An 11,486-nucleotide genomic window follows, 5' to 3' on the forward strand; every position below is an offset into this window, starting at 1 on the left:
ATTTTTTGAAAAACCGGGCCGCCAGTTGCTTTGAGACTGTTTTGCAGCGGCTGATTATGCTATAATTGCGTTAAAATAGATTGTTGGCCGGTCATAGATCGGAAGAAAATAAAGATGCGGGAGTGTGAGACAGTTGAAAAGGATCGGGTTTATCGGTGTGGGTGTTATGGGGAAAAGTATGGTGCGCAACCTGATGAAAAAGGGGTTTGAACTTTCTATTTATTCCCGGACACAATCAAAATGTGAGGACGTTATCCATGAAGGAGCCTTGTGGTGTGAAACGGTTGAGAAATGTGCCCGGAGTGTGGATGCAGTCATTACCATGGTGGGCTATCCGAAAGATGTGGAGGAGGTCTATTTCGGCAAAGGCGGAATCCTCGGCAGTGTGAAACCGGGTACGTATGTGATTGATATGACCACCACAAGCCCGCAGCTCAGTGCCCGGATTTATAAATCGGCGAGGGAAAAGGGTGTGTTTGCGCTGGATGCGCCGGTGAGCGGCGGGGACATCGGCGCGCAGAAAGGTACCCTTTCGATTATGGTTGGCGGTGACAGAGAAGCGTTTGATGCGTGCATACCGTTATTTGACGCGCTGGGAACCAATACTATCTATGAAGGCGGGGCAGGTTTCGGGCAGCATACCAAGATGGCGAACCAGATTGCGCTGTCCGGCATAATTGCCGGCGTTTGCGAGGCGCTCGCATATGCAAGGGCGGTCGGGCTGGATGCACAGACGATGCTGGACAGCATCGGCGCAGGGGCCGCCGGCAGCTGGCAGATGAACAACATGGCCCCCCGGATTTTAAAGGGCGATTTTGCGCCGGGGTTTTTCATCAAACACTATATCAAGGATATGACCATTGCGTCGGAAGAGGCGGAGTGCGCCGGTATTTCACTCGAAATTCTCAATGATGTCTGCCGGATGTATCAGGACCTTGCACAGCGCGGAATGGGTGACCCTGGGACGCAGGCGCTGATGCATTATTACGATTGTGAGCATGGAGGAGATAAAAATGGATGATCTCGAGACAAAATCTCAGCAGATGCCGGACGACAGCTTTCCGGTTTCGGAACTGCTGCGGCGGATAGAGGAAAATACCGCCGAACAGAAACGCTCCGCGCGAAAACAGCTTTTATGGGTGCAATTCTGCGCGGTAATGGCTGCTGTTCTGACTCTGGCGACGTTTGCCGCCGGCGCGGTGCTGCTGCCCCGGATTTACGCGACGCTGACGCGTGCCGACAGTGTTCTGCAAAATCTGGAGACGGTTACCGATGATCTGGCGGACGGCGATCTGTTTAAAAATATGGACCTTTTTATGGCCGAAGGCGGGTCTGCCGTTACGGAAACACTGGAAGAGGCGAAAAGCGCGCTGGAGGCGCTGAAGAGCGTGGATATCGCAGGGCTGAACAAAGCGATTCAGGACCTTCAGGCCGTTGTGGAGCCGCTTGCAAGGCTGTTTCGGTAAAAGCGCTGTTTGAATGTTTCCCCATTTTATGGTAAACTATAAAAAAGGGGCTGAAATCATGAAGAAAAGTTATCGGGTTTTAAAGGTGGCCACCGTCTTTTTTGCGGGTTTGGCCATGGTTATTTTGGCGCTTCAGGCGGCGCTGAAGGCGTTTTTCATCTATTCTCTGCGCGGGCAGTTGAATATCACTGCCGGAAACGAGGCGGCCTCCATCGGGATTATCGGCGGCGCGGACGGGCCGACCGCGATCTTCGTGGCGGCACAATACTCGTGGGGGAATCCTTATATTTGGGCGGGCGTCTGTGCTTTTCTGGCAGCGGCCGGATTTATCACATTGCTGGTCCTGAAAAAACGCGCGAAATAAAATCAATTCCTAAACGCATAAGCTCTGCCGGCTGCATGGGGCGGGCAGGGCTTTTATTTTGATAAAACAGGTGGGTTCAACATGGAATTTTCCGCAATCCTTTCAAACGAATTCGGTATCGCACAAAATCTGGTAGAGAACATCATCGCGCTGATTGACGAGGGCAATACCATCCCGTTTATCGCCCGCTACCGCAAGGAAAGAACAGGCTCCTGTGACGACCAGGTGCTGCGGGAGCTGGCTGACCGGCTGACCTATCTGCGCAGCCTCCAAAAGCGCAAAGAGGAAATCACCTCCTCTATTGCGGAACAGGGAAAGCTGACCGAAGAGCTTTCCGCCGACATTGCCGCGGCGGAGACACTTGCGCGGCTGGAGGATATCTACAGGCCCTATAAGCAGAAGCGCCGCACCCGCGCCACTGTTGCGAAGGAACGGGGGCTGGAGCCCCTCGCGCAGAAGATTTTCGCGCAGGACTTAAAGACCGGCAGCCTGGAAGAGCTTGCGGTTCCGTTTATTGACGCGGAAAAAGAGGTGTTAACGGCGGAGGATGCGATCGCCGGGGCGTGCGACATTATCGCCGAGGAAATCTCGGACAGCGCACAGGGCAGGCTGCTGCTGCGTGAATACTATCAGAAAAACGCCGTTCTCCACAGTGTGAAGGCAAAAGAGGAAGAATCGGTCTACTCGATGTACTATGAATACACGGAACCGGTATCGAAAATCCCGAGCCACCGTGTTTTGGCGATCAACCGCGGGGAAAAGGAAGAATTCCTCAAGGTTACTATTGACGTTGACGCCAATTTCGCCTGCGGTCTGCTGGGCGGGCTATTTGTAAAAAAAGGCAGTTTGACCACCGATACCGTGAGAACTGCGCTGGAGGACGGCTATAAGCGGCTGATTCACCCGTCGCTGGAGCGGGAAATCCGTTCGGACCTGACCGATATGGCAAATGAGCAGGCAATTAAGAACTTCGGTATCAACCTGAAAGCGCTGCTGATGCAGCCGCCGGTCAAGGGTAAAACTGTTCTGGCCATTGACCCCGCCTACCGGACAGGCTGTAAAATTGCCGTGGTAGACCCCACCGGAAAGGTGCTTGCGACAACGGTCATCTACCCGACGCCGCCCCAGAACAAGGTGGAAGAGGCCAAAAAGACTCTGAAGGTGCTGATCAGGGAGCACGGTGTACAGGTGCTTTCGATCGGGAACGGCACCGCGAGTAAAGAAAGCGAAATCTTTGCGGCGGAGCTGATCCGCGAGATGGACTGTGGGCTGTCCTACATGATGGTCAACGAGGCGGGCGCGTCGGTTTATTCCGCGTCCAAGCTGGGCGCGGAGGAATTTCCCGAATTTGATGTTTCCCTGCGCAGCGCGGTTTCGATTGCCCGCCGTTTGCAGGACCCTCTGGCGGAACTGGTCAAAATCGACCCCAAATCGGTGGGGGTCGGGCAGTATCAGCACGACATGCCTGCGAAACGGCTGGATGAAACGCTCACCGGTGTGGTGGAAGACTGTGTAAACCGTGTGGGGGTGGACCTGAATACAGCGTCTGCCGCACTTCTTGGCTATGTTTCGGGGTTATCGGCTGCCGTTGCAAAAAATATTGTTGCCTACCGTGAGGAAAATGGGGAGTTCTCCGGACGCGCGCAGCTCAAAAAAGTGTCGAAACTGGGGCCCAAGGCGTTTGAGCAGTGCGCCGGCTTCCTGCGCATTCCGCACGCGAAAAATGTGCTCGACCAGACGGGCGTGCACCCGGAATCCTATGAAGCCGCGAAGAATGTGCTCGAGCTTTTTTCCTATACATTGGACGATGTTTCCGCGGACAGGCTTTCCGGCCTGTCCGATAAGATCGCTGTCGAAGGAGAAAACAACGTGGCGCAGCGCTGCGGCATCGGCGTGCCGACCCTGCGCGATATCGTCGCCGATCTGATGAAGCCCGGGCGGGACCTGCGCGACGAACTTCCGTCTCCGATGCTGCGCAGCGACATCATGGAAATGAAAGACCTGAAAGAGGGCATGGAACTGAAGGGAACGGTGCGCAACGTCATCGACTTTGGTGTGTTTGTGGATATCGGCGTCCATCAGGATGGCCTCGTGCATATCTCGCAGATTACCAACCGTTTTATCAGGCATCCGAGCGAGGTGCTCAAGGTGGGAGATATCGTGACGGTCTGGATATTGGGCGTGGATACGGCGAAAAAACGGATTTCGCTGACGATGAAACAGCCCAAAAATCAGAATCAGCCCTAAAACGAGCGTGAGTTTTAAACAGAAAGGAGGCGTACGGTTGAAAACTCTGCTGGTCGCAGTCAACGCGAAATTTTCCCACACCAATCTGGCTGTGCGCTCTCTGAAAAAAGCGCTGGATGCCGCGGAAATCCCTGCTGAATTCGCGGAATTCACCATCAACCAGACACCGGATGAAATCCTGCGGGGAATAGCGGCCTTTGCGCCCGACAGGGTACTGTTCTCCTGCTATATCTGGAATATCGCGGTGGTGCGGCGCGTCGGTGCGGATTTGCGCCTGCTGTTTCCCGAAGCATCCATCCTGCTCGGCGGGCCGGAGGTCAGCTTTGACGCGGAAAAGCAATTGCAGTCCATGCAGTGGGCGGACGGTATCCTTTGCGGCGAGGGGGAAGGGCAGATCGCGCGTGTGCTGGGCGAAGACCGTCCGCGCGGCGTGTTCTGCGCGGACGGATTCATTAATTTAGATACGCTGCCGTTTCCCTACGAGGATCTGGATGCCCTGCAAAACCGGGTGATTTATTATGAGTCCACGAGGGGATGTCCGTTTGGCTGCAGCTACTGCCTGTCCTCCGCAGACCGCGCGACACGGGCTCGTTCGCTGCCGCTGGTCTTTGAAGACTTGCAGCGGCTGCTGGACGCCAGAGTGATGCAGGTCAAATTTGTCGACCGCACCTTCAATCTCGATGCAAAACGCGCCCTGCGGATTTGGCGTTACCTTGCGGAGCATGATAACCGGATTACCTGTTTTCAGATGGAGCTTGGCGGCGACCTGCTCACAGAGGAACAGCTCGCGTTTCTGAAAACGGTGCGGCCCGGTCTGTTCCAGTTCGAAATCGGCGTGCAGAGCACCTGTGGTGAAACAATGGAGACCGTCTGCCGAAAGACGGATTTTGCAAAATTGCGGGAGAATGTTTTGGCGGTCAAATCCGCCGGGAACATCCACCAGCATCTGGATTTGATCGCAGGGCTTCCCGGAGAGGGCTTTGCGCGGTTCGGGCAGTCGTTCGACGAGGTGTTCGCGCTGCGTCCGGAACAGCTGCAGCTGGGGTTTTTGAAGCTGCTGCGCGGTTCCCGGCTGTATGCGCAGCGCGGAGCATACGGGCTCGTACACAGCGATTACCCGCCCTATGAAATTCTGTGCACGCGGGAGCTTTCCTTTTCCGAGCTGACCCGCTTGAAACTGGTGGAGGAGATGACCGAGGTTTACTACAACAGCGGCCGGTTCGAGAAGACGCTGGAGTATCTGTTCCGGTTCTGCCCATCCCCGTTTGAGGCGTTTCTGGCATTGGGAGAGCGGATGCCAAGGCAGCGCAGTGTGGGAAAATATGAATATTATGACCTGCTGTTTGCGTTTGCGGCGGAGCGGGGCTGCGACCCGGAGGTAATTCGCTGGCTAATCCGTTTTGACCTGCTTCGCAAGGAACGCCCCAGGAAATTGCCGGCTTGCTGCGGGGAAAGCCTGACCGGGAATTACCGCAGGGAGATTGCGCAGCTTCACCTGCCCAAAAATCAGACGGCGGAGGTCTTCCCGTTCGATGTCACCGCTCCGGAACACACGCCCGGTGTCGTCGCGGTTGTCTGCGATTACGAAGCAAGAGACGCGCTCGGGCGTACCGCCTATAAGAAACTGCCGCTATCAAGAAAAGAGCCCTGTTTCGATTGAGAAACAGGGCTCTTTTCGATTACGTTTTTTGGCTGAATTTTTGTGTCCAGCGGGGCACCAGCCTGCTTAACCATTTGTACACCGCATACCCCATCACAGCTCCCAGCGTATTGAGCCATAAATCGTCCACGTCAGACCCTCTTGCGATCAGCAGCTGAAGCGACTCAATCAATAAGGATATGCAAAATCCCAGAAAGGCGGCTTGCTTGAGTTTTACTTTTTTCCAAAGCAAAGGGGGAAAGAAGCCAATGGGCATAAACATAACCAGATTGCCTAAAAAATTGATGATTAGATAATTCCAATTCCCATTGGTGAAAACTTCGTAAAAAGTATCTGAGAAAACCTGAAACAGTCGAAGATTGATCCCGCCAATCCCCACCGATGCAATTTGAAAACCAGCTGTTCCGATTTCAAATCTGGGCAGGATTGTTTGAGAAGCCAGCCCGACCAGGAACATTGCGAAGAGATAAAAAGCTGCTTCATGATAGAAATTGATCCTTTTCCATTTTTTTGTCCGTTTCCTGTATAATAACCTTAAAATAAAAAGAAACGGGAAAGAAAACAGAAAATAAGGAAGAATATGTAAGCAGTATTCCAGAATTCTTTGCATGACAGATCACTTCCCAACATTCTGGAAGGACACTTCTTTACAAAGTGCCGATTTCGCCTTTTGAGCGGCTGTTTAATCGATTACTTTCATCGAATAGCCAACCTGGAAACTCGTGCCGGGCTCCAGGATTCTGACATAGGGCTTATCCTCAAAGTTGCCGGTTTCCCCCTGATAGGCAGGCAGTCCGCACCAGGGCTCCAGGCAGACATAGGGGGCGTTCTTGTTGGGGGCCGACCAGATGCCGAGCGCGTCAAATTTATGGAAATCAAATTCCAGGCCTTTGCCGGTTTTAGCGTTGATCAGCTTCACAACGCGGGATTTGGGGCCGGCGAAGATCAGCGCGTCACGCGGGTCGAACAGGCTGTGCTTGAGGGCAAGCGTATCGGTATCAGTGAATTCAGGCAGCCATTCGGTGCCGGTGATGCAGCCGCCGTTGGGCGCAAGGGTGTTCTCGGTGTGCTCCACACATTCGAATTTCAGTACATAGTCCTCGAAGAATTCCCCGTCGCGGATCGGGCAGTTGAAGCCGGGATGGCCGCCGATGCACATGGGCATGCGCCTGTCCGATTGATTCTCCACCAAAAAATCGGTGCGGAATCCGTCTTCGCAGATCGTATGGGTGACATGCAGGGTAAACTCGAACGGATACTGCTTGAGCAGATCGGGATTGGAGCTCAGGGTGTACTCCACAAAGTCCTCGCCGTGTTTGCCCGGCTGGAATTCCAGCTTACGGGTGAAGCCGTGCTTCTGAATGTCATATTCTTTGCCTGCGATTTTGACTTTGCCGTCGATGGTGGTGCCGACCACGGGGAAAAGCACGGGGGAATGGCTTGCCCAGACTGCGGGGTCGCCGCCCCAGATATATTCCCTGCCGTTTGCGGCTACGTAGGAAGCAAGCTCGCCTCCGATGGAATTGACGGCTGCGGTTGCTTTTCCATATTTGAGCTGATACTGTGACATAGGATGGTCCTCCTCTATTTTTGGTTTAAAAAGCGGTCCACGAGAAAACGCGGACGGTGCTTCACCTCAATATAAATTTTGCCGATATACTCGCCGATCACGCCCAGACAGAGCAGCTGGATGCCTCCGATGGCCCAGATGGAACCCATCAGGGTTGTCCAGCCTGTTACGGTATACCCAAACAGCTTCAGCAGCAGCAGTGTGAGCAGGGCGATGACGCTGCCGGCGAAAATCAGCATCCCGAGAGCGGTGATAAACCGGATGGGCTTCACCGAAAAGGAAGTGATGCCGTCGATGGCGAAAGCCAGCATCTTTTTGAGCGGGTATTTAGATTCTCCCGCGAACCGCTCGCTGCGTTCGTAGGTAACGATGGAAGTACGGAAACCGATGAGCGGCACAATACCGCGCAGAAATAAATTCACTTCGTCGTACTGCATCAGCGCTTCCAGCGCGCGGCGGCTCATCAGCCGGTAATCCGCGTGATTTTCAACGATCTCGACGCCCATCAGCTTAAGAAATTTGTAGTAACCGAGCGCTGTGGAACGCTTAAAAACAGTGTCCTTGGCGCGCGACGAACGCACGCCGTACACGATGTCACAGCCGCCGTAATATTCGCTGACGAATTTGTCAATCGCGTCCACGTCGTCCTGCAGGTCGGCATCCAGCGAGATTGCCATGTCGCAGTAATCCTTGGCCATGGTCAGCCCCGCCACAAGCGCGTTCTGATGCCCGCGGTTGTGCGCCAGCTTCAGTCCGGAAAACAGATGGGGCTGCTTTTTATGCAGGTCGGCAATGATGGCCCAGGTGGTGTCCCGGCTGCCGTCATCCACGAACAGGACCCGGCTGTTTTCCGACACAACCCCTTTGTCCATCATGCCGCCCAGCTTTGCCGCAAGGCGCCTGGAGGTTTCCGGCAGCACCTCCTGTTCGTTGTAACAGGGGATGACGAGGTATAGGGTTTCGTTCATTGTGAGCCTCCTTCTGAAAGTCAACGGTCGTTATTTTCCGGCGCATCGGGCGAATCAAACCATTCTTCGGGCGGTTTTGGAAGTTCGTCCTCGCTTTTGTCGTTTTCCGGGGTGTCCAGCCACTCCGCCTGCGGTTCGTTTTCGGGATAGAAGACGTCGGACTCCTCACATTCAACAGGCCGCTCTTTTTCAGGGGCGGCTTTTCTAAAACGCTTCCAAAGCAGCAGATAGATAAGCAACAGTACCAGTCCCCCGGCGCTTGCGGCAATGCCGGCGTACAGCCCGGGCGGGGTGTACGTAAAGCGGATGGTATTCTGTCCCGCTGGCGCGCGGACCGCCATGAAACCGATGGAGACTTTCTGGATTTCAGCCGGTTCCCCGTTTACCGTGGCAGACCAGCCCTTATCATGAGGAACCGAATAAAAGACAAGGTTTTCACGCGGCAGATTGATTTCGGAGGTAAAACCGCGCCGGTCGATGACGAATGAGTCACCGGCGGTTGCGCGCCGGTTTTGGCAGTCGGTGAAATAATCCTCTTCACCGAGATCCTCATAATATTCCTGCGGCATCCGTTCGAGGATGTCGGTGTAATCCAGACTGTCGTCGTCCGGCAGGATTAATGCGCGCAGGAGCACAGCCGCCCGTTTTTCTTCCGGGATTTTTTCAAAATCACGCTCATTGATATAATAATCATAGGTGAAACCCATCGGGATAAAATTCTGGTTTTCATAGATATGGTAGCCAAGCTGCGTGGACTGCAGTTCCCATCCGGGCATCAGATCTTGATTTTCTTCATCTTCCTTGACGAACAGCCAGCGCACGGAGAGCAGGGGACGCAGCTGATAATATTTTGTCTCCGGCTTGGAGGAAACGTCGCGCTTGACGCCGACTTTGGGGTAAAAATCCATAATGGAGACAGGGATAATGCTGTGGAAAGCCTGAATATTCGGCAGATGCCAGTACATACCCAGGTTGTCCATGCCATTATAGATATCTGACCGCGCAAAAGTATCACTATCCGGAAGCTGGAGCTGATAGCGCCCTTTCAGGGCTACGTCGCGGATGAAATCGGTGTCATCCGAATGGGTTTTGCCCATGCCGATAAAGGTGCCGGTATAAGCGACAATGATAAAGCACAGGCAGCCGCAGAGCATGCGGAAAAACAGTTTGGATTCGCGGTAGCGCCGAAGGAGGATCCCCAGAGCAATCAGCCCCGCCAAAGCGATGGCGGCGATGGCAAGGAAGCGTTCGGGATATTTGGTAAGCCCCCAGGTTACCTTTCCGGCGGAATCGATAATGGGCGTAAACGCCAGAATCGCAGAGGTTGCAGCGGTGATGACCATCGTCCAGCGGAATCCGCGCTTCAGATCGATCGAGCGGTTTTCCAGCGCGCGGATGGTGGCAAGCGCCATCAGCAGCACCGGCATATAGTACCAGCGCGCATAGTAGGAACCGTTAAACAGGATGAACATGCTGTTCAGGCCCGGAACCAGCGCAAACAGGAAGCTGATCAGCAGGATTCTGCGCAGCCAGTCGCGCTTGCACTGCAGGTAGGCAATCACGCCGGACATGCTGAAAAACGGCAGCCAGGCCGAAAGCGAAGCCCATTTTGCCCCGCGGTCGGGGAACAGGTTGGGGCGCGAGGGCAGGTCGGGCGGAAAAAAGGCAGAAGCGCCGATTGCGGGATAGAGCTGGCAGTGCCAGTACAGCCAGAAATTCCAGCCGTCGAGCAGCTCGGTGATGCCGGTTCTGGGGTTGCCCATAATCGCAAGCACCGAGGGCAGCAGAAGGCACATCGACAGCAGAACGCCGATGACCGATTCGAACGCTGTCCGGAAAAACTTGCGGAAGCTCATCTTCCAGTCGGGCGACAATGAGCGGATGATAAAATAGAGAATGACGAACACCACTTCGCCGATGAAAAACCAGTAATTGATAAACGCGTTGATTGCCACCGAAAGCGCAAACAGACCGCGCCGGTCGTTGACGATCAGTTCCTCAAGCCCTACCAGCAGCAAAGGGAAACAGATAATCGCCTCATGAAAGTGGTTGAAAAAGATATTGTAAACCGTAAACCCGGAAAACGCGTAGAGCACCCCCCCGAGAACGGCGTAATTCGGCGTGCGGACAAACCGCTTCAAATAAAGCGTACCGGTGAATGCGGCGCAGGCATGCTTGAGAATCAACAGCGGCGCCATCAGGTGGGGAACAAATTCCGTGGGGAACGGCAGCGTCAGCCAAAAGAAGGGGCTGCCGATCAAATAAAAGCTGTAGGAACCAATAAAGTTTGCGCCGAGGTCGGTGTACCAGTTCCAGAAAACAGCCCCGCTGCGCACCGCCTCATGAGCCAGCTTATAAAAAGGAATCTGCTGGACGTTGAAATCTCCGAAAAAGAAAAAATATCCCTTGTCCCAAATCATAAACGGGATAAAAATGACAGACGCTGTCAACAGGGCAATACAAAAAGCCTTGCGGCATGGCCTTGACGTTGTGTTTTGCTGCAATTCCATGATAAACCTCCGCGACGCGATAACAAAGATAGTTAAATTATACCACAATAAATGCATTTTAAAAGCGCGTCTTTTAAAATGTGTAAATTTCTGATATGATGGTATCCGACAGTAAAAAGGAGCGGATGAAATGAAGAGTTACAGTTTTTTTGCGCTGCTTTCGCGCATGAAATATATCAACCGCTGGGGGCTGATGCGCAACGCAAGACAGGAAAACCTGAGTGAGCATACGCTGGAAGTCGCGTATATCGCACATGCTTTGGCGTTGATGTCGGGGATAGAGCCGTCCCGCGCGGTGTTCTGTGCGCTGTACCATGACTGCAGTGAAATCATCACGGGGGATCTTCCGACACCGATTAAATATGACAACCCCGAAATCCGCAAAAACTACCGGCAGATTGAGCGGGCGGCGGCAGAACGGCTGCTGTCCGCCCTTCCGAAAGAATTATCCGCACAGTATGAACCGTGTTTTTTTGAAGAGGACGAGCAGGTTCGAAAGCTGGTAAAAGCAGCGGATAAGCTTTCCGCGCTGCTGAAATGTGTCGAGGAAATCCAGATGGGCAACCGTGATTTCTGCAGCGCAAAAGAAGCGCAGCTCGCCGCACTCAAGGCGATGAAGCTTCCCGCTGTGGATACGTTTCTGGAACAGTTTCTGCCATTCTATGAGCGGACTCTGGACGAACTGCAGGCCGAATAAACCG

Annotated in this window: 10 protein-coding genes; 6 read left to right on the plus strand and 4 right to left on the minus strand. The window is 53.9% G+C overall.

Annotated elements, in window-relative coordinates; genetic code table 11:
- Positions 1-133 precede the first annotated feature (133 nt).
- From C1A10_RS02200 to C1A10_RS02220, 5 genes are all read left to right on the plus strand, one after another.
- On the plus strand, positions 134-1,021 hold the full coding sequence (locus C1A10_RS02200; protein ID WP_101908666.1) for an NAD(P)-dependent oxidoreductase: 888 nt from the start codon (positions 134-136) through the stop codon (positions 1,019-1,021).
- On the plus strand, positions 1,014-1,466 hold the full coding sequence (locus C1A10_RS02205; RefSeq protein ID WP_101908667.1) for a hypothetical protein: 453 nt from the start codon (positions 1,014-1,016) through the stop codon (positions 1,464-1,466). The genes C1A10_RS02200 and C1A10_RS02205 overlap by 8 nt, the downstream gene beginning before the upstream one ends.
- Before the next feature lie 58 nt (positions 1,467-1,524).
- Positions 1,525-1,830, plus strand: a complete 306-nt coding sequence (locus tag C1A10_RS18685) for a sodium ion-translocating decarboxylase subunit beta (RefSeq protein WP_242968804.1) — start codon at positions 1,525-1,527, stop codon at positions 1,828-1,830.
- Positions 1,831-1,911: 81 nt separating this feature from the next.
- A complete protein-coding gene (locus tag C1A10_RS02215; RefSeq protein ID WP_101908669.1) occupies positions 1,912-4,077 on the plus strand; it encodes a Tex family protein in 2,166 nt (721 codons plus the stop codon).
- A gap of 37 nt (positions 4,078-4,114) precedes the next feature.
- A complete protein-coding gene (locus C1A10_RS02220) occupies positions 4,115-5,737 on the plus strand; it encodes a B12-binding domain-containing radical SAM protein (protein ID WP_145997681.1) in 1,623 nt (540 codons plus the stop codon).
- 19 nt (positions 5,738-5,756) lie between these two features.
- Here C1A10_RS02220 and C1A10_RS02225 read toward each other — a convergent pair whose 3' ends face one another.
- The 4 genes from C1A10_RS02225 to C1A10_RS02240 all read right to left on the minus strand — a co-directional run bounded on the left by C1A10_RS02225 (position 5,757) and on the right by C1A10_RS02240 (position 10,785).
- A complete protein-coding gene (locus C1A10_RS02225; RefSeq protein WP_101908671.1) occupies positions 5,757-6,347 on the minus strand; it encodes a VanZ family protein in 591 nt (196 codons plus the stop codon).
- Between the two features lie 72 nt (positions 6,348-6,419).
- On the minus strand, positions 6,420-7,307 hold the full coding sequence (locus C1A10_RS02230; RefSeq protein ID WP_101908672.1) for an aldose 1-epimerase family protein: 888 nt from the start codon (positions 7,305-7,307) through the stop codon (positions 6,420-6,422).
- A 14-nt stretch (positions 7,308-7,321) separates the two neighbouring features.
- Positions 7,322-8,275 carry a glycosyltransferase family 2 protein gene (locus C1A10_RS02235; protein ID WP_101908673.1) on the minus strand — a complete coding sequence of 318 codons (954 nt, stop codon included), beginning with the start codon at positions 8,273-8,275 and terminating at the stop codon, positions 7,322-7,324.
- Positions 8,276-8,295: 20 nt separating this feature from the next.
- Positions 8,296-10,785 (minus strand): YfhO family protein, encoded by a 2,490-nt coding sequence (locus C1A10_RS02240; protein WP_242968805.1) that lies wholly within the window; start codon positions 10,783-10,785, stop codon positions 8,296-8,298.
- A gap of 130 nt (positions 10,786-10,915) precedes the next feature.
- On the opposite strand from C1A10_RS02240, the gene yfbR reads away from it, so the two are divergent.
- Positions 10,916-11,482 carry a 5'-deoxynucleotidase gene (gene yfbR, locus C1A10_RS02245; protein WP_101908675.1) on the plus strand — a complete coding sequence of 189 codons (567 nt, stop codon included), beginning with the start codon at positions 10,916-10,918 and terminating at the stop codon, positions 11,480-11,482.
- Positions 11,483-11,486 lie beyond the last annotated feature (4 nt).

Origin of the sequence: Marasmitruncus massiliensis (genome assembly GCF_900186535.1) — a bacterium.
Classification (GTDB): Bacteria; Bacillota; Clostridia; order Oscillospirales; family Ruminococcaceae; genus Anaerotruncus; species Anaerotruncus massiliensis_A.